The 18,456-nt window shown below is 53.2% G+C and carries 15 protein-coding genes; 4 read left to right on the top strand and 11 right to left on the bottom strand.

The features are described 5' to 3' along the window. The first annotated feature begins 146 nt into the window (after positions 1-146). Positions 147-782, top strand: coding sequence for a fumarylacetoacetate hydrolase family protein (locus tag AC50Y3_RS24465; protein ID WP_494821340.1), 636 nt, complete (start codon positions 147-149; stop codon positions 780-782). 683 nt (positions 783-1,465) lie between these two features. Here AC50Y3_RS24465 and AC50Y3_RS24470 read toward each other — a convergent pair. From AC50Y3_RS24470 to AC50Y3_RS24485, 4 genes are all read right to left on the bottom strand, one after another. Beyond that, complete coding sequence (locus tag AC50Y3_RS24470; RefSeq protein ID WP_494821341.1) at positions 1,466-1,954, bottom strand: hypothetical protein; 489 nt, start codon at positions 1,952-1,954, stop codon at positions 1,466-1,468. Positions 1,955-2,029: 75 nt separating this feature from the next. Continuing rightward, positions 2,030-5,650 (bottom strand): Npt1/Npt2 family nucleotide transporter, encoded by a 3,621-nt coding sequence (locus AC50Y3_RS24475; protein WP_494821342.1) that lies wholly within the window; start codon positions 5,648-5,650, stop codon positions 2,030-2,032. Between the two features lie 179 nt (positions 5,651-5,829). After that, on the bottom strand, positions 5,830-5,985 hold the full coding sequence (locus AC50Y3_RS24480) for a hypothetical protein (RefSeq protein WP_494821343.1): 156 nt from the start codon (positions 5,983-5,985) through the stop codon (positions 5,830-5,832). Between the two features lie 81 nt (positions 5,986-6,066). Beyond that, complete coding sequence (locus AC50Y3_RS24485) at positions 6,067-6,771, bottom strand: pirin family protein (RefSeq protein ID WP_494821344.1); 705 nt, start codon at positions 6,769-6,771, stop codon at positions 6,067-6,069. A gap of 90 nt (positions 6,772-6,861) precedes the next feature. Here AC50Y3_RS24485 and AC50Y3_RS24490 point away from each other — a divergent pair, with 90 nt between their 5' ends. Then, positions 6,862-7,170 (top strand): hypothetical protein, encoded by a 309-nt coding sequence (locus AC50Y3_RS24490; protein ID WP_494821345.1) that lies wholly within the window; start codon positions 6,862-6,864, stop codon positions 7,168-7,170. A gap of 22 nt (positions 7,171-7,192) precedes the next feature. Here AC50Y3_RS24490 and AC50Y3_RS24495 read toward each other — a convergent pair whose 3' ends face one another. Beyond that, a complete protein-coding gene (locus tag AC50Y3_RS24495; protein WP_494821494.1) occupies positions 7,193-7,429 on the bottom strand; it encodes a DUF6953 family protein in 237 nt (78 codons plus the stop codon). 104 nt (positions 7,430-7,533) lie between these two features. Here AC50Y3_RS24495 and AC50Y3_RS24500 point away from each other — a divergent pair, with 104 nt between their 5' ends. Next, positions 7,534-8,376, top strand: coding sequence for a prohibitin family protein (locus AC50Y3_RS24500; RefSeq protein WP_494821346.1), 843 nt, complete (start codon positions 7,534-7,536; stop codon positions 8,374-8,376). A gap of 288 nt (positions 8,377-8,664) precedes the next feature. Beyond that, positions 8,665-9,276: a MerR family transcriptional regulator gene (locus tag AC50Y3_RS24505; protein WP_494821347.1), complete on the top strand. Its 612-nt coding sequence runs from the start codon at positions 8,665-8,667 to the stop codon at positions 9,274-9,276. Here the strand turns inward: AC50Y3_RS24505 and AC50Y3_RS24510 are convergent. The 6 genes from AC50Y3_RS24510 to AC50Y3_RS24535 form a co-directional block, all read right to left on the bottom strand. Beyond that, on the bottom strand, positions 9,259-10,431 hold the full coding sequence (locus AC50Y3_RS24510; protein WP_494821348.1) for an MFS transporter: 1,173 nt from the start codon (positions 10,429-10,431) through the stop codon (positions 9,259-9,261). The two genes, AC50Y3_RS24505 and AC50Y3_RS24510, sit on opposite strands and share 18 nt — an antisense overlap. Continuing rightward, entirely contained in the window at positions 10,428-11,756 is a 1,329-nt protein-coding gene (locus tag AC50Y3_RS24515; protein ID WP_494821349.1) for a D-arabinono-1,4-lactone oxidase, read from the bottom strand. The genes AC50Y3_RS24510 and AC50Y3_RS24515 overlap by 4 nt, the downstream gene beginning before the upstream one ends. Then, positions 11,753-12,946, bottom strand: a complete 1,194-nt coding sequence (locus AC50Y3_RS24520) for an amino acid deaminase/aldolase (RefSeq protein WP_494821350.1) — start codon at positions 12,944-12,946, stop codon at positions 11,753-11,755. Before AC50Y3_RS24520 ends, AC50Y3_RS24515 begins: the two co-directional genes overlap by 4 nt. 26 nt (positions 12,947-12,972) lie before the next feature. Beyond that, positions 12,973-14,346: an aldehyde dehydrogenase gene (locus AC50Y3_RS24525; protein WP_494821351.1), complete on the bottom strand. Its 1,374-nt coding sequence runs from the start codon at positions 14,344-14,346 to the stop codon at positions 12,973-12,975. Positions 14,347-14,432: 86 nt separating this feature from the next. Further along, a complete protein-coding gene (locus AC50Y3_RS24530) occupies positions 14,433-15,491 on the bottom strand; it encodes a class I SAM-dependent methyltransferase (RefSeq protein ID WP_494821352.1) in 1,059 nt (352 codons plus the stop codon). A 100-nt stretch (positions 15,492-15,591) separates the two neighbouring features. Further along, positions 15,592-18,447, bottom strand: a complete 2,856-nt coding sequence (locus AC50Y3_RS24535) for a response regulator (RefSeq protein WP_494821353.1) — start codon at positions 18,445-18,447, stop codon at positions 15,592-15,594. Between the last annotated feature and the right edge of the window lie 9 nt (positions 18,448-18,456).

An 18,456-nucleotide genomic window follows, 5' to 3' on the forward strand; every position in this document is an offset into this window, starting at 1 on the left:
CGAGTTGACTAACAAGTAAGTAAAGGAGAACGAGCATTTACACCAATTTCGAAGCTTAATGAAAACACCTCTACCGTGCTATGATGTTTATAGCGTTAGAACATTGCTGTACTCCCCATTCCCCACATGCGAAAGGACGTTTATCCATGGAATCAATCCGTAATATTTATTGCGTTGGACGCAATTATGCTCTGCATGCAAAGGAGCTAGGCAACGATGTGCCGGAGGAGCCGATGATCTTCTCCAAGCCGACACATGCGCTTCATCCTGCTGTAGGCAAGCTGGAATTGCCGGGTACCATCGGCGAAATTCATTATGAGCTGGAGGTTGTCGTGCGCATCGGTACAAGCTATCGCCCGGGCATGCGCGCCGATGAGCTGATCGACGGCATCGCGCTCGGCATCGACCTGACGGCACGTGATGTACAGTCGAAGCTGAAAGAGAAGCGCCATCCATGGCTGCTCGCGAAAGGCTTCGTCGGCTCTGCGGTGCTGAGTCCCTTCACGCCGTTCACGGGCGTGGAGGATTTCACGCAATTAACCTTTAGCCTGCTTAAGAACGAAGAGACGGTGCAAGCCGGCTGTCCGCAGGACATGATCTTCTCGCTGCAGCAGCTGGTCGACTTCATCGGCACCAACATGGGATTAGGTGCCGGCGATGTCATCTACACCGGCACTCCTGCCGGCGTTGGTCCGCTGGCGGACGGCGACATGCTGGAGATGAAGCTGGTTGCCGGTGGCAAGGAAGAGACATATGGTCCACTTTATGTGGACATGATTTGATTGTTAGCCGCCCCGGTTATATGGGGCGGCTTTTTTATTGGGATGAGTGCGCAGGCAGCGGCAATAGCCAGCTTCGCGATGCTCGTAAGCAATATGGCCGCTTTATGGTGTTACTTTTGGTGGTGTTTTGTCTCTGTAAGCGGATATGCCGCTTAAGGTGAGAAAATTGGCTGCTCGGCGGCCAATTTGATGGGATTGTTTGCATCATAACCGGTATATCCGCTTATGATGTTACTTTTAGTGCTGTTTTGACACTGTAAGCGGATATTCCGCTTACAGTGAGGAAATTCGGCTGCTCGCGGCCAATTTGATCGGTTTGCATGCGTCATAAGCGGTATATCCGCTAATGATGTTACTTTTAGTGCTGTTTTGAATCTGTAAGCGGATATGTCGCTTAAAGCTAAGGAAATTCAGCCGCTCGGGTAGAACTTCATTACGTTTGACTTCGGCGCTGAGAGTTCGATTCTAGTACTCTCAGCGTCCATCACGGGGGGATTGGGTTACTTTGTTTGCTGAGATTCGGTTTTTGGAACTCTCAGCTTCATTTCGGCGAGGTTTCGACACGGAGAGTTCGATTTTCGCACGCTCAGCGTCAATCGAGGAGGAGTTTTGTTAGTATAGATTTCACCGCCGTACCAACAAACAAAAAAAGACAGCTCCACAAGCCCGAGCTGTCCTTCCCTCTACTCATACATCGCAAGTGCCGCTACCGAGATCGCCATGATCTGGTCGTTCTTTAACTCGAACTCCAGTGCCAGCCGCTTCTCTTTGTCGATGTAGCCGATCGAATTCCCACGCGTATAATAGCTCTCTCCGTACAGCTTTTGTGCGCTTTCTTTGGTGTCGCCTAGCTTCACACCTTTCGCCGTAGCCACTTTGGGGCCGAGCGAGTAGGCGAGCACGACATTATCGAGCGAGGTGTACTGGTATTCCTCATACATGAATAGAAAAGTGCGGCCGTTATTGAGCGTACGCTGCGGCTTACCCAACTTGGCAACGAGCTCCTGCTCAGTGAGGCCGAGCTTCACGCCATCGTCGCTTTTCTCCGCGCTCAAGTCTGTCGAGCCGACTTTCTCAATGAACGTCAGAGGCGTTTCACTCTTGCCCCCACATGCCGCAAGCAGTACGGCAATGCTGCTTAATAAAATAATCAATTGCATGATTCGTTTCACTTCAAACCTTCACTCCTTCACTCCCTCTTACCTTAAACGCCGCGAAACGCCAGCTTCCCGCTTCCAACCCTCAGCTTACAGCATCCCACGAAGCCTGTCCGCAAGCACCTGCATCATGCTGCGCAGAACGCCAATGTTCTGGAAGCACAGCGTGAACACTTGGTCGCGGTGCAGTTGGAGCAGAACCGCCCGGCTCGCTGCTGTACAGTCTGCGGAACGAAGTCCGCTGTCGATGACGGCCATTTCGCCGAAGCATTCGCCTTCTCCAAGTGTCGCTAAGGTTTCGCTGCCCTTATGTACACGAACGCTTCCCTCTATAATACCGTACAACGTATCGCCGTAATCATCAACCCGGCAGATCGATTCCCCCGCCGCATACTCGACTTCCTCAACAAGCTGCGCAAGCGCGATGACATCCTCTTGGGATAAACGAGCAAACAGGTCGATCTTTTGAAGAATCAGCACGCGGCGCAAAATCGTATCGTTCGCCATGCCGTGCTCCTCTTCTGAAGACTCCATGGCCACCCCGCCTCCATCAACAGCAGATGCCGCCGCAACTTCCGCTTGGTGCTCATCCGAAGGTATCGCACTTACCGAAGATTTCTGCGCCAGCTTGGAGCGCAGACGCCTCGAAAGCAGCTTCATCATTTCAAGCGCAATGCCCGTGCGGTCAAAGATGACATCGTAGAAACCCGACGAATCGAGCTTCCACAATACAAGATCCTCCTCGGCCATGACGGTTGCCGTTCGCAAACGGCGAGTCAAGATCGCCGTCTGTCCGAAGCAATCTCCGGCTCTACGCTCATTGAGCTTCTCCGCTCCACGATAAATACCGGTTCGCCCGCTCTGAATGAGATAGAGTGCATCGCCCGGGTCATTTACCTGAAACACGGTGGCTCCCTTCGGATAGGTCACCCGCTCCATGCGCATCGCAATCATCGACAACTCTCGAGATGACAGGCCGTCGAACAAGGAGACATTTTTCAACATCGCGATCCGTTCCATCTGCTCGCCTAACCACGACTCATCCACGGCATGACGCCCCGGAGCCGCCGCCGTCCCATCCACAACCACGCGTTTGCTTCTTGAAGCAAATTGAATGACTTGGCAAAGCCACTCATCTCCCTTCTCATTCAACCAATCTAAATCAAGCGCCGCCTCGTTCTTCACGATATTCGCCGTCACCGTACGGGAAGCCGACATCAGCTTCGCCAGCTCCATTCGCAGGTTCCCCTGTACCAGCTGGTCGATAATCTCTGCCGCATTCGCTTGCTGGCGCGCTCCGCCTTCTGTCCAGTTAGCGTATACCGCCTGAATGGTTTTGGCTTCATAAATAAAACCGAGCAGCTGGAATATCCGCTTAATCATCGCAGAACGGACCTGCTCGACTGCTTCCGCTACTTCCTCGTAGCCTTCAGCGGCGATCAGATCGCCTTGGTACGACGTAAACCGCCCATACAGTTCAAGTTCAAGCAAGATGTTCGCTTCGAACCCTTTGGCATCCACCTGCTGTATTCCTTTGCGCATCCGGGTCATCGCTTCCAGCAGCTTGTCTCGCATTTCGAAATTAGCCGGTTCATACCGCTGGAACAACAAGTCGAAAGCCTGCTGCCCGTTAATTCGCTCAAACACTTTCGGCAAATGCAAGGTGACGGATTCCACATCAAAATACGTGCCCAGCAGCTTCAGAATATCCCGCTCATCGTAGGCAGCCAGCGTTTCGATCGCAGCCTCCCTCGTCTCATTATGCTGCAGCATCGGCACGATATGCGGTACAAGCTCCGGCACCTGCAGTACAGCGGCGGATTGCACAGCAAATTTCCGAACCTGCGGTGCCTCATCTCGCAGCAGCGGAATCAGCGGTTTGTAGAACTCGCGGATGCCAATTTGGCCGAACAGGATTGCCATTGAGGTTCGTTCATCCTCGCGGGAGCTCTCCATAAGCTCCTTCAACGTACCAACGGCGCGGAACATCCCTTCGATGCCGTAATATTTGATCAAACCCGCAATGGCCGCCGACTTCACAGCCATATCCGCTTCGCTTAGCCTTGCCGTAATTTCATCCAAATGCTCATCCTTCGCATAAGCCGCCAAAGCAAGAATTGCTGCCGCACGAACGCGGCTGTGACCTTCACCTATAAGCGCGAGCAGTACTTCCTCTTGTCCGGCCGGCTGCTTGCGTTCTATGTAACGAAGCGCCTCAACACATACCTCTTGCGAGGGATGGCGAAGCAGCCTCTCCAGATGCGGCATAAGGTCAAAGCCATCTATATCCTGCAGAATCTTAAGTGCATACAGCACCTGCACCTTATCGTGCTGCACAAGGGTATCCGCCAGCACCTTCAAGCTGGCAGGATCCATCAGATCTAGCTGCCCTTCGTGCAAGTCATGTCCCCTTGTTTTCAAGGTAGACAGAAGCGCTTCAAGGTAAGCACCTTTCACCTTCACAGCCGCTACGATGCAGACGCAAAGCAGCGTCAAAATAACATAACTGAACTGCTGCGTCGTAAGCAGCTGAGACAGCAGAATCAAGCTTATTGCCGCGATTCCTTTGGCACCGTTACGAACGATGCCGTCTAGGAAGCTCTTCGCCGAGTTGCGCCACTCCGGCGGAATCGGGAACATGACGAGCTGGCTGACAGAGGAATAAATCGTATCGCCAAGCACTTTGTCGCTTCCTTTTACGATCACAACCATCGCAAGAACGGGCATCATCAGCACGCCGAGGCTTCCGGTGAACAGCGCAATCGGGAATACCAATATCGCCGTCATGACGCCAAATCGGGTCAGCAGCTTGCCAGCAACAAAGAGCTGAATAAACAAAGCCAGCAAGCCCGAGAATCCATAAAAGCTACCCATAAATCCGGCCAATGCCTCATCCTGAAGCGTACCGCGCAAAATCACCTTAAACTGATAGTCGATCAGCGTCAGCGTAATCACAAGCGCCGCCGACATGATGGCTATATATTTGAGATGGGGGACATTGCGGAATAAGCCTCCGGTCTCCTTCTTCTTCGCACTGCCACTGCCTCCCGCCTGCTTACGCTGAGGCTTAACGGAGGTGAAGAGGTCTGATCCTCTCCCTGCGAGTTTCAATAACCGGATTACCGCTACCAGCGCAAGCAGTTGAAGCGCGGCATAGAAGCAAATGAGGTTCGCTGTCCCCACCAGAGGAACGACAAGCTTCAGGCCGAAGCCGCTTATGATACCGCCCATAAGGCCGCCGCTTCCGACAAGACCGATGGTCCGTTTCACCTTGCGCTGATCCAGAACGGATGCCGCAAACTGCCAGAAACAAACAATCATCAGGAAATTGAACACATCATAGCCAACGTAGATAACCGGATACACCCAGCTGAAATCCATGCCTACGCCAAGCCGAGAGAGCAGCACCAGCACAGAAATAAGCGGAATGAGCAGCTTCAGCAGATGATCCATTCGAAACCGCGGACTGAAGCGCTGGAACAGCAGTCCGATTAAGAGAAGCGCCGCCGACTGCGGCACATACATAAAGGAAAGCTGCGAGGCGCCAAAACGGGACAGAAACAGCGCATCCGCCGCAGTTCTGCCCACCGTGGAAGCCGATGAAACCGCAAACAAATAAATAAAGAGGAAAAGCACCTTCGTGTACTCTTCCTTGTCCTCGCCAAATTTGCGAAAGGTTTGACCAAACGCATTCCCCGAAATTAATTTCATACCGGCCTCTCCTACCCGAACAGTTTAGTGACATCTTTTAGTAATTTTCGACAGATAGATCCCAATTCCCTCCAAAAGTCACAAACAAAGAGCAGGAAAAAAGTCCCATGCAAGTTAATCGTTCAGAACAACGCAAAAAGAGCACAGACCTCTAGGATCCGTGCTCTTCCTTCACGCTCTTACTTGCTGCCCGCTGCTCCGCTATCCGCTTCCTCAGCAGTTGTTTGATAGGCGATTAATACGATATTGCTGGCTGTTTGCTTTCGCAAATCCGATTCGAATTGCTGCAGCTGCGCCAATAGCTGTCCGTCTAGTTGGGCCGGTTTATAATTCACGAGATTCCCTCCATTGCTAGATTTCAGGTTTACTCTCATTGTTAACGGCAACAGCCCTGCTTATGCGTGGATCGGACAGATTTATGGCAAATCGATGAGCATGAATTGCCCGCCATTCTCGCTTGCGACGACCAGCTCTTCAAGATCGGTAATACGCGCGGAATCGCTTCGGCTCAAATGATGCTCACCGTTTAACGCCACATCGCCTTCCATCACGAACAGGAAGATTTTGCGTGCGGCATCTTGCTTGAACGAAACGCTGTTTCCCGCTTCCGGACGAGAAAGATAGATGGTCAGATCCTGATGAATCGATGTGATCGTTTCGCTTTGCAGATGCTTCGAGACAATGGGAAGCAGTGCGTTCTTCATCGCAGCAGGATCGAACGACTTTTGCTCATAGGATGGCGTAAGTCCCTTCGCTTCGGGAAGGAACCACATCTGCAGCAGATTGGCTACTTCCGTGTCAGACGAATTGACCTCGGAATGCAAAATGCCCGTTCCCGCTGTCATGCGCTGTACCTCGCCGGCTCTTAGAATCTCTTTGCCGCCCGTATTGTCCTCATGCGCCAGCTCGCCTTTCATCACGACCGTAACGATTTCCATATCGCGGTGCGGATGCGTGCCGAATCCTTTGCTTGGTTGAATATAATCCTCGTTAAATACGCGCAGCGGACCAAAATTCAAATTGTCCGGATCGTAATAATCTGCAAACGAAAAACTAAAATTAAACTGTAGCCATCCCAAGTCCCCAGAATGTCTCGATGCTGCCGGATATATTGTGATCATGGTCCAGAACACTCCTCATGATTTCATTTTTACTCACTTACTTTATGTAAGTATGTGTGCTATAGTTAGCTTTGTCAAGGAGGGATTCCATTGGATCATTTGTACATTCGCCACACGGTTGGCGGCCGATTATTTCTCGATTCGAAGAAGCATGAGCTCCCCTTCTCCGTCGCACCTGCAGAGGGCCGGGAAGGCTGGAAGCTCTGCATCGATGCCGTGGATGAATCCATCGGCTCAGCGATTTGCCGGCATAATGACGAGCTCAATATCTTTCTCGTCGAAGATGGTGCGGCGGATCAGAAGACTTGGTATTATTCTACACACGGCCTCGTCGAATATGACGCGGCAGCCAAACAGCTCATCATCTGGGCCGATGGCAAAATCGACTACACGGTCTAGCTTGTGTAAGCTCGCTTCACCTTTATACCCAGCCCCAGAAAAACCCGTCTCGCTCCCAAGCTGCACGCCCGCCGTGCAGCTTTTTGAATGCTTTCTTTACTTCCTTGTCGATGGATTCGTTGCCATTCTCATTGACATAAATAAACTGCTCCCCGAAATGCGCCTTGATATGCGCGACCGCCTGCTCCTGACGCAGCATGCCCGCCGACATCAGCTCCTGTACCATCCACTCTGCTGCTTCTTGCGCTGTATGTTCCATTTTCCCATCGCCTCTTCCCGCTTGCATTTGTTGAACCATTTGTTCGCCAACCTCGTATGTATCCCTTAAGTACGCATACCTATTTACTAGGAGGGGTTGCCATTATGCATGTTGTGGAACCGAATGTGAAGAAGGTTAATTTCAAGCCTTATATTCTGTACGCCCTGCTGATCGTGGTCGGCGTCATCGTCGCCTTTAACGGGTTTCAGACTGTCCAGTACGGCAATGTCGGCTTGTACAAAACGTTCGGCAAATTGAATGATAACATACTGGCGCCCGGCATTCATATGAAAATCCCATTCGTGCAGAGTATCATCCAGGTGAATGTGCAGGTGACCAAAGCCGAGACGGATACGAGCGCGTCCTCCATGGATCTGCAGCCTGTCTCGACCCACGTGGCAGTCAACTATTCCGTTGACAAAACGGCCGCGTATAAGCTGATGAACAACGTCGGCGGCTCGTTCGACAATGTAATCGTGAATCCGGCTATTCAGGAAATTGTCAAAGAAGTGACGGCCCGCTACCCGGCGGAAGACTTAATCGCGAAACGCGATGTCGTCGCAGGTGAAATTCGCGAGCATCTCACAACGCGGCTGGCCAAGTACAATCTAATCGTGAATGACATTAATATCGTCAATTTCAAGTTCTCCGATGCGTTCAACCAGTCCATTGAGGCGAAGCAGGTCGCGCAGCAGCAGGCGTTGAAGGCTGAGAATGATCTCAAACGGGTGCAGATCGAGGCGAAGCAAAAGATCGCGCAAGCCCAGGCGGAAGCGGAGTCGCTGAAGCTGAAGAAACAAGAGGTGACGCCGGAGCTGATTCAACTTAAGCAAATTGAAGTGCAAGAGATGGCCGTGGACAAATGGGATGGCAAACTGCCGAGCGTGACCGGCGGAGCGACACCGTTTATCGATGTGAGCAGCTTTGGGAGCAGCGTCGGGAAATAGGCGGCTGGTTAAGAGGATTGGGTAAGAGGGTTGGGTAAAAGGCGGGTTAGAAAGCTGGGAGCCGGGGGGTGGGACTCTCGGCTTTTTTGTGCTGGAGTAGTGGTTGGCCGGAGGAGCGAGAGTGCCGAAATCAACGGGAAACTTGACGAACAGCACCTGCCGCGGATGCGCGAGATGACGCGTAAAACCACTTTGTTTAGCGAATGAGCACTTCCTTTGTCGCCCTTGCAGGGAGTGGTTGCGAGAGCGCGAATTACCTATGCATTCCACCCGAACGGAGTGATAGGAATGGAACTTGTCAAAAGCAAGGACGCAGCTGAGTCGTTGAACGTCAGTCAAACCACGGTCAAACGCTGGGCTTCCCACTTCCCTCATTATTTTCAAAAGGATCGATTCGGCCATTATGTCTTCTCGCCCGGTGACCTGTCGATGCTCGCTTATATCAAAGAATCGCTTGAACGCGGAGAAACGATGGATATGATCGTGTTGCCGGAACCCGAGCAGAAGCCGGAACGCCTAAGCCTATTGGGTTCAGAAGTACAGACCGACGATTCCGGTCAGCAGTCCCTTCCCCACGGCTACAACGAGCAAGTGGCTGCCGCATCAGAAGCGCAGGACTCCGAGCTTCACTGCCGCTTGGCTCAGGTCGAGCGCAGGCTTGAACAGAAGGCCGACGAGGTCGTCGCTGCGCAAATTTTGCAGCATCGCTCCGAGCTGGAGGAGCTGCGCAAGATGATTGATCATCTGAGCGCAGCAATCGAATATGCCAAGCAGCCAATTCCGCCCTTGAGCATACCTCCATACGCCGCCGAAACCGCAGCAGCTATAGAAGTGCCGGTCTCTGTCCCATCGCCTGCGCGTAAACGCGGCTTGTTTCGCTCATTATTTGTTTGGTTTTGATTTCCCCGGAAATTGAAGGGCAAAGGGGACAAGGATGACCGTTACGACCGCTAGAGCGCCGATTGCCAGAACGCGTTCATCGAGCAGCAGCTGCACGAGCAGAGATAATACGATGCCGCCCATATTGCCGAACAAGAGCAGCAGCCCCGTTATTGCGCCTGCAGTGCGCGGCTCCGCTTTGGCCTCGGCAAACGAAAGCACAATAGGCAAGTCCGCCAGCAGCAGTAGACCGGCTAATGCCAGCAGCGACATAAACAGCCAAGTCGGCATCCCTGTCGCAAGGAACACAAGCAGTATCGCGCTGACCGCGAGTGACAGCACAAGCACGTTTCGTGCACGATTCCCGCGCATTGCGAAGTCCGGCAGCACCGCCGCCCCGATAATACCAGCCGCCGTCATGAGTCCAAGGCCTGTTCCGACCTGCACCGAGTTGTAACCGATTGCATCCGCCAACACTTCGAGCCATGTCGCCAGCGTAATGAAAATGCCGAAGCCTGCGAATAGGAGCAAGCTAAACAACCGAACCCACCGCTGCGACCACAGCGCCTTCAAGGTACGAAGCGCAGGAGCCGGCTCTGTATCCGTCGCCCCTTCATACAAGGGAGGCTTGCGAAGCGTCATCAGCAGCGCCAAGCAAGCGACTGCACTAATCATCGCCTGCGTCCACAGGACGGCAGGCATTCCGCCCCATCCCAGCAGAAAAGGCACCGTCACATTGGAAATCATAATGCCTACAAATAAGCTGGCTGTGCCGGCCGCAATGGCAATTGGACGTTTGGGCGGTGCCGCAAAAAGCACCGCCATTTTGTTTACCGCATTGAGCACCAGAGGCTGGCCTACGGCGATGACGAACTGCCCGGCAAGCGCATATTCATAACCGGGTACGACCCGGATTAGCGCACCGGCTACGGTAAGTCCGGCACCCCAAGCAAGTGCACCGCGGAAGCTGCGATCCGATGCGAGGCCAAATGGTATAGATAACAGAACATAGACAAGCGGAAAGACCAGTGACAGCCACCCAACGGCATCTACAGATACCCCCCAGTATTCGGAGGCATCTGTTGTAATGGGCGTAAAAGTCACCCACAGCAGCTGAGTGACAGCCACTAACCCCGCATAAGCAGCGATAACGGACCAGCGCGTGCCCCCCGTCATAACGACAGCTCCGGAACGCCAAACAGTTTCTCCAGATAAGGATTCAGCAGCACGCCATCCGGATCGTACTGTTCCCGCAGACGGACGAATGCGTCCCACATCGGATAGAGCTCCTGCAGCTGCGACGCGCGAAGGGAATGCATTTTGCCCCAGTGCGGCCGTCCTCCGTGACGCAGGAAGATCTTCTCCATAGCCGCAAAATAAGTCCCATACGGCATCCCTTTATACATATGTACGGCAATATAGGCAGAATCCCGGCCATAAGCAGGACTCAGCCAGATCTCATCCCCTTTGGCATACCGGCATTCAATCGGAAAATGAACCGCGAACCGCTCCTGCTCCATAACCGCACGCATCTCTTCGATGACTGCCGGCATAGCCTCCGCAGGCAAGTTGTATTCCATTTCGTTGAAACGCACGAGACGCTGCGTCGCGAACAGACGATGGCTATACGACACCTTACTGAACAGAGGGAACTGCGCCGCAGAGAATCGGCTCACGGATCTGCACAGCTTCGGAATCCGGCGGCACAGTCCCGAGAGCAGACCGAATGCGCCGTTCTCAAGCACCACATCGCTGATATAATCGCCTACCCGCCGCGGTGTGACAGGCTCGGACGTTTCATTCATGATTTTGAGCTGACACGACTCCGCATAGGGGAACCAGTACATCTCGAAATGACGGTGCGAATCAGCAAGCGTTGACAGCTGCGTTAAGCTTTCCGTCAGCTTCGCCCGCTTGCTCTCGTAGCGCATTTTGAATGCCGAACGAAGTCTCAGCTTCACCTGCACCAGTATGCCAAGTGCACCTAGCGAGACCTGCATCCCTCGAAACGTCTCCGGATGGGACTCCATCGAGCATTCGACGACCTCGCCGCTCCCGGTTACAAGCGTCAGCCCAATAACCTGCGTCGCTATGTTGCCGAATGCCCGGCCCGTACCATGCGTGCCTGTGCTTATTGCACCTGCAATGGATTGGACGTCAATGTCGCCAAGGTTCTCCTGTGCCAGACCCTGCTTAAACAGCAGATCGCCAAGCAATTTCAGCTTCGTACCGGCCCAGACCGTTGCCGTCTCAGCTTCGGAGTCGACCTCAACCAAACCTTGCATCCGGTCTAGTGAAACAAGCACATCGCCGGAAGCTGCAATTGGCGTAAACGAATGCCCCGTTCCGACAACCCGGAGCTTCCTCCCCTCGCGCCTGCACGATCGCACGATATCGGCGACCGCCTCTATCGATTCGGGATACAGAATCACACTCGGTGTGGCCTGTACGGAGCCTGACCAATTCGACCACGCTACGCGCATCGCCGCATGTCCATTCATAGAAAACAAGCCCCCATTCCGCGATAGGTTGCATATTCGCCGACGATTTGCCCATTCGACACGGCAACCATGTGCAAGAACCGCTCGCACAGCTCGCCTGCTTTGGCATGACGGAAGTAGACCGGGTCGCCAATCGCAGGCGCAATCCCGTTCTTTAGAACGCGCAGGGGCGTTTGCACTTCGCCTGCCCCCTCAAGAGGAAACAACTCCAGTCCCTCCGGCAAATACACCTGCGCCTGCTTCTCAATGCCAACTGCCCCGGAGGCTGTGTAACCGCCCCCCATACAGGTGATAATATCCGGCCTTGGACGGCGCACAACCTCCACCGCATAGCCCGCCGCAGGCTCGTAGCGAAACCCCGCATACCCGTCAAACAAGCCCGGCGCATAGAACCCTGAGCCTGCCGTGATCTCGGTCACGCATGCTTCCAGCCGCGAGCTGTCCATGCTGCCGGTGCCGCCGGCATTCACGAACCGGAGCTTCGCCCCCCTCGCTTCGAGGCCCTCCACGACTTCGCGTCGCCGCTTTGCTACTTCGGCGATCGAGCGTTTCTTCAGCCAGCGGATCACGCTGTTCTTCAGCCGTTTGCCGGGCAAATTATCGCCAAGACCGGCAATTTGCGCCTCATAGCCCATAATGCCGTCCAGCTTAAGCCACGCAGAGGAGAGAACGAGCTCCGCAACAGGACGCACTTGTTCCCAGCTCGATAACGGGGACCGCCAGACGCCAAAGTGCAATCCCGGATAATCCGCCGACATATCGATATCCAGACATAACGGGACGACGACTCCTTGTTCTGCGGCAATCCGCTCCATCTGCTGCACATGCTCGGCACTGTCGACCATAAACGTAATCGAGCGTCCCTCCCCGATTGCCTTCACCAGCTCAGCAATTCGATCCGGCTGCCACTGCGGGTAACCTAGCAGCAGATCATCGAAGCCCTCGCGCACGAGCATCGCTGCTTCATCGGCGGTGTAGCACATGATCCCTTGATAGACCGGACTGCCGGCCAGAATCCGCCGCATCACCTCCGGGCAGCGGATCGATTTGCTCGCGATCCGCACCTTCTTGCTTCCCGCAGCCTGCGCAATAGCCGCGATGTTGCGATCCAGCATATCCAAATCTACGAATGCATACGGCATTGGAACGCCTTCAAGAACCGTTTTGTAATACGAATAGGTATCCTTCATAGTCGCGGCTGCACATCCTCTTTCGCCTAAGGCTTCATTAGCATGCGAATAAACTTGAGCCCATTCTTGGCAGACGGGTAACGGAAAGGGAAATCAAACCATGTTGTCTGCTTCAGCACACTCTTCATATGAGAGAACGTCCGGAAGCTTTGCTCGCCGTGATAGCTGCCTGTTCCGCTGTGGCCTACCCCGCCAAATGGCAAATACGGTGTTCCGATATGCAGCAGCGTATCGTTGATGCAGCCCCCGCCGAAGGAGATATTGCTAGTAAACAGCTGCTGCACCGCTTGATCCTTGCTGAAAACATACAGCGCCAGCGGTTTGGGCCGCGCATTCACGATCGCTACCACCTCGCGCGGGTTATCATACGTGAACACAGGCAGGATCGGTCCGAAGATTTCTTCCTGCATGATCGGGGAATCCCAGGCAACATCCTCGAGCACCGTCGGCGCGATGCGCAGCTTCACGTCATCCGTCCCTCCGCCGATGGCAGCCGTGCCATCCGCAATAAACGCGCGAAGCCGATCATAGTGGCGGCGAGTGACGATCGCGCCATAGTCCGGATGCTCCAAAGGAGCCTCGCCATAGAATGCAGTCACGGATTGATGAATTGCGGCAAGCAGCTCATCCTTCACGCTGTGATGCACAAGCAAATAGTCAGGTGCGAGGCAGGTCTGCCCGCTATTAAGGAACTTCCCGAATGCAATCCGCCTTGCCGCAAGAGCAATAGATGCGTCATGATGCACAATGCACGGCGACTTGCCTCCGAGCTCCAAGGTAACAGGAGTCAGATGCTTCGCGGCTGCGGCCATCACCGACTTGCCGACTTCTACGCCGCCGGTGAAGAAAATATGATCGAAAGGCAGCGCCAGCAATTCGCGGCTCGCTTCTACTCCGCCTTCAACGACAGCAATATAATCAGGCTGGAAACTATCGGCGATTATAGACGCAATTAACGATGTCATCGACTGCGACAGCTCCGATGGCTTCAATACAGCGGTGTTGCCTGCGGCGATTGCGCCTATAAGAGGAACCAACGTGAGATTGAAGGGATAATTCCAGGGGGCGATGATGAGCGATGCACCAAGCGGCTCCGGCATTACATAACCTTTGCTGCCCAGATGCGTAGACGGCGTCTTGACCCTCTTCGGCTTCATCCATTTCTTCAGATGTTTCATCGCGAAGTTGATCTCGGTGTAGAAGGGGCCAATCTCCAGCGTGTACGCTTCATGCTCGCTCTTATTTAGATCCGTGTGGAGCGCTGCGATAATCGCAGCCTCACGCTGCACGACGGCTTGTTTCAATTTCTGCAGCTGCGCCATGCGAAACGCATAACTTCGGCTTGCGCCCGTCTGAAACCAAGCCTGCTGCCGTTTCAACAGTTGTTCAAAGGAAGCCATGATATCCCTGCTCTCCCGGTCAGCCGGACGAGGCCGGCTCCCGATTGTAAGTGCTTACACGATTTCGTAACAAAGAAGCAGACGCCTTAGCGTGCCTGTGCAATGACCGCATTGTGCGCCTTGATGTAGCCATGGCGGATAATGTCGAAGCCATTCTCGTAAATATATAAACCCATCTGCTCCACCGTCATCAGCTCGCGATACGTGTGATTCATAATATCGGCCATAATGACGTAGAACAGCCTGCTTTTCCACTGGTTGCGCGGTGTTGTGAAGATCGCATAGCCGCCGTCCTTTAGGAATCTGCGGTGCCAATCGACAACCTCCGGTTTGTAGGAATCCGGGAAATGCTCCAGCAAGCCGACCGAAAGCACAATATCAAACGTCTTGCCAAACGATAGATTGCGAATATCATCGACCACGTATTCGATATTGAAATCAGTCTTATAATAGACCTTTGCTCCGCCGGTAGATGAGCTTGAGCCCAGAAACGGATACGAATCGGGAAACTCGCCGTGTCGAACGGTTTTGCAATACGCGTCATAGTCGACCAGCACAACCTCGGCTCCCGGATAGAGCGCCGCCAGCTGCATCGCTTCATATCCCTCCGCCGCTCCGAGAAACAGAATGCGCGGACGTGTGACATTCAGTCCTTCAAACAAAGATCGTTTACCGCGCGGGTCCCAGACGCCATCTTGAATGCGGTGCACATAATTCCAAAAATGAATGCGGGCTACATCGCCCAAGGCCGCACTGATTTCCGAAGGCTTGAACGTGGCGAGACTCTTGAGAAACGCAGACTGCTCGCTGCCGATTTCCTTGGGAATGTCCTTATCGAACCACTCATGAAAGGCTTTGTTAAAATACGTCCACGATGTCTTCGCATCCATCGCTTTCTCATGCTCCTGCTCCCACTGCTTACGGGTTTCCGACATCGTCCGCACCTCGTACGGCTTGCCTACCCGCTCCCAGGTCAGCTGCGACCAATCCTTCACCGTATTCACCCGGATAAAGCGCTCGTACGCCTTATCTTTGTGCGGTCTTAGGTCAACCCGGTAGGAAGGCGTAAGCTCCGTTAGGCCAAGCTGCTGCTCCGAGTAGGGCTGCTCTAAGCGGGAAGTGTCTACTTGCTTTGCTATACACATTCCTTACTCACCTCGCTCAGTAAAATGACCAACTATACAACAAAGTATATCATCAGCCGCTCATCTTTAGTGGTGAATTATTCCCAATTCTCCCGCCAGACTAGGCTATTTTCTGCAAAGATTGCAGCAGCACCGTGTAAATCAAAGCCGGATCAAACGGCTTGGTCAAATAATAGTCCATCCCCGCTTCAAGTACCTCTTCCTGCACGCCTTTCATCGCATCGGCCGTCATCGCTATAATCGGTGTCTGCTTCGCATGCTCGATCTGGCGGATGAGCCTTGTCGACTCATAGCCGTCCATAATCGGCATCTGCAAATCCATCAGAATAACATCGTATCGCTTGCCGCGCACGCTGTTCACCGCTTCCTCGCCGTTATCGACGACATCGATGAGCATTCCCATTCCCTTAAGCAGCTCCATCGCTACAAGCTGATTGATCGCATTATCCTCCACAAGCAGCACGGAAGCACCACGTAGCAGCGCATACTTCTCGGCAAACTCAACATTTTCCGTCTCGAGCAGCTTCACACCGGCTTGCGGCTTAATCAGCGAAATCACTTCATCGAACAGATGCGACTGGCTGATCGGATAGAAGAACACCTTCTCGATTGCCGGTGACGGTACGCCTCTTTGCAGCTCCATCTCGTGATAGGCGCTCGTAAGCACAATAGCCTGCGATTTGTCCGGCAAATCTCGTTTGATCCGTTCCGCAAGCTGCACCGCATCCCCGGCCTGCAGCTTCCAATCCACCATAATCAAGTCATAACGGTTATGCATGGAGATGTTATAGATCGCTTCCTGCTCCGATGCAGCCAAGCTGACAATAAACTTAAATTGCTCCAGCTGGTTACGCAGCACCTGCTGCATCTCCGGATTATCGCATATGAGCAGCACGCGCAGAAACTTCATATCGAGCTCCAGCCCCTGCCGCATAACCGGAGCATCCGTACTCCTGAACTCGGCCATGAAGGAGAAACAGCTGCCTACGCCCGGCGTGCTTTCAACCTCAAGCTTCCCGTTCATCAGCTCGACGAATTTCTGACTGATCACAAGTCCAAGTCCCGTCCCGCCGTACTGCCGCGTTGTCGACATGTCTGCCTGCGTAAAGTTATGGAACAGCTTCTGCCGCTGCTCAGCGCTGATGCCGATGCCTGTATCTCTTACTGCAAAATGCAGCGTAACGCCATGCTCACTGCGTCCCACGAAATCGATGGCGATCGCAATTTCTCCTTGATGCGTAAATTTAACGGCATTATTAACGAGGTTAAGGAGGATCTGCTTCAAGCGCAGCGGATCGCCGCTCAGCATTTGCGGTACGCGGTGATCAATCGCGAAATGCAGCTTTAGCTCCTTCTCGTACGCTTTTACAGCCACAATATTAGAGAGATCATGAATTACCTCATATAAGTCAAAAGCAATCTGCTCCAGCACAATCTTGTTCGCTTCGATCTTGGAGAAATCCAAAATGTCGTCGATAATATTAAGCAAGCTTCTTGTCGATAGGATCGATTTGTTCACATAGTCCTTCTGTCTGTCCGAGAGCTCTGTTTTCTGCAGCAAATAATTAAGGCCCAGAATGGCATTGATCGGCGTCCGAATCTCATGGCTCATCTGAGCCAGGAATTGGCTCTTCGCTTTGTTAGCCCCATCGGCCTCGCGTTTGAGCTTCCAATCGGTTAGATCATGGAAGGTGACCTCAATCCTCGTCTTCCCTTTCACGGTCATAGGCAGAATCGTGACGGAGAAGCTTCGCGGGGATCGATCGTCGAAATACAGCTCCACCTCAAACCGCCGCATCTCCTTCGTTTCTACCCCTTCAAGGAAATTCCGTTCCCACTCTTCCTCTTTGCCGATGCGCACCAAATCCGTGAGCCGCTTGCCCTCAATCCCATCCATACCCAGATCCAGCAGCTGAGCCAGTTTCGCGTTAACCGATAGTATCGTACCGTCCCCGTTGAACGCAATGAAGATATCGTTGGAATTCTCTACGATGGTCCGGTATCGCTCCTCGCTCTCGCGCAGCTCGTCTTCCGCTTGCCTCCAATTGGTAATATCGGTGCTGGAGAGGATGATCTCCGCGACTTGTCCGTCCTGATAGATCGGCTGCACAATATTAAATGTCCGAAACCCATTGAAGCCGGACTCGTACCTGACTTCCTCACCTCGGAATGCACGATCGTAAATGGCCGCCACCATTTCAAAATGCTCCTGCGACAGTCCTTCCAAGTCGTTCAGCCGTTTACCCGTTATCTCTACATCCTTCCAGCCTTGTTTGTGCAGCAGCTGCCCTTCAATTAAGGAATAGCGGTAATCGCCGCGGCTGTCCCGGATAATCTTCGCCGTCATCCCGGATTGGAGATGCAGCAGGCGATGCAGCTCCTCGCTTGCCCGAAGATTCTTCTGCTCCAGCTCGCTCGCGCGGATCAGATAAGACCGGAAATAAATCATGGCGTAACAGCCTAATGTGTTGGCGAAGCTGAGAATCATCAGAATCTTCACCGGAATGTGAATCATCTGCGTCCCGATAATTAGGAAAGCCATTTCGCTGAACAGGGTGGCATATATCCACTGGCGAAAGAGGCTTTTGACGCGCAGCATAATGAATCCAACTCCGCCTACATATACGAGCATCGTCACGAACGCAGTGATGGTGCCAATTCCTAACGGCGACACCGTCATCCGGTACAGAATAACTAAAGCTCCCGCTATAGCCGCAGCCCAAAATCCTCCGAAGTAAGTCGCCATCAAGACCGGCACATACCGTAAATCGATAACAATGCTATCGGTCAAACGGACGCCGTAGTACACCAGAATACAGCCAAGAATTCCTTGTACAAGGCCTAATTTGAGGATTTCTTTCCACTTGCTATATGTTCTATTCGTTGCAAACAGCCTGCTGGAGAAAAAGGTGATCATGGTCATGAAAGCTGCGTTAACAACCAAATCTTTTATCATTTATGCTCA

It is taken from the genome of Paenibacillus sp. J22R98, assembly GCF_059383835.1.

What these genes read in the sequence shown, in the direction of transcription:
- AC50Y3_RS24465 (WP_494821340.1), top strand. Translation starts at nt 147, where the DNA reads ATGGAATCAATCCGTAATATTTATTGCGTTGGACGCAATTATGCTCTG.
- AC50Y3_RS24525 (WP_494821351.1), bottom strand. Translation starts at nt 14,346, where the DNA reads ATGGCTTCCTTTGAACAACTGTTGAAACGGCAGCAGGCTTGGTTTCAG.
- AC50Y3_RS24520 (WP_494821350.1), bottom strand. Translation starts at nt 12,946, where the DNA reads ATGAAGGATACCTATTCGTATTACAAAACGGTTCTTGAAGGCGTTCCA.
- AC50Y3_RS24530 (WP_494821352.1), bottom strand. Translation starts at nt 15,491, where the DNA reads ATGTGTATAGCAAAGCAAGTAGACACTTCCCGCTTAGAGCAGCCCTAC.
- AC50Y3_RS24515 (WP_494821349.1), bottom strand. Translation starts at nt 11,756, where the DNA reads ATGAATGGACATGCGGCGATGCGCGTAGCGTGGTCGAATTGGTCAGGC.
- AC50Y3_RS24535 (WP_494821353.1), bottom strand. Translation starts at nt 18,447, where the DNA reads ATGATAAAAGATTTGGTTGTTAACGCAGCTTTCATGACCATGATCACC.
- AC50Y3_RS24495 (WP_494821494.1), bottom strand. Translation starts at nt 7,429, where the DNA reads ATGGAACATACAGCGCAAGAAGCAGCAGAGTGGATGGTACAGGAGCTG.
- AC50Y3_RS24500 (WP_494821346.1), top strand. Translation starts at nt 7,534, where the DNA reads ATGCATGTTGTGGAACCGAATGTGAAGAAGGTTAATTTCAAGCCTTAT.
- AC50Y3_RS24485 (WP_494821344.1), bottom strand. Translation starts at nt 6,771, where the DNA reads ATGATCACAATATATCCGGCAGCATCGAGACATTCTGGGGACTTGGGA.
- AC50Y3_RS24505 (WP_494821347.1), top strand. Translation starts at nt 8,665, where the DNA reads ATGGAACTTGTCAAAAGCAAGGACGCAGCTGAGTCGTTGAACGTCAGT.
- AC50Y3_RS24510 (WP_494821348.1), bottom strand. Translation starts at nt 10,431, where the DNA reads ATGACGGGGGGCACGCGCTGGTCCGTTATCGCTGCTTATGCGGGGTTA.
- AC50Y3_RS24475 (WP_494821342.1), bottom strand. Translation starts at nt 5,650, where the DNA reads ATGAAATTAATTTCGGGGAATGCGTTTGGTCAAACCTTTCGCAAATTT.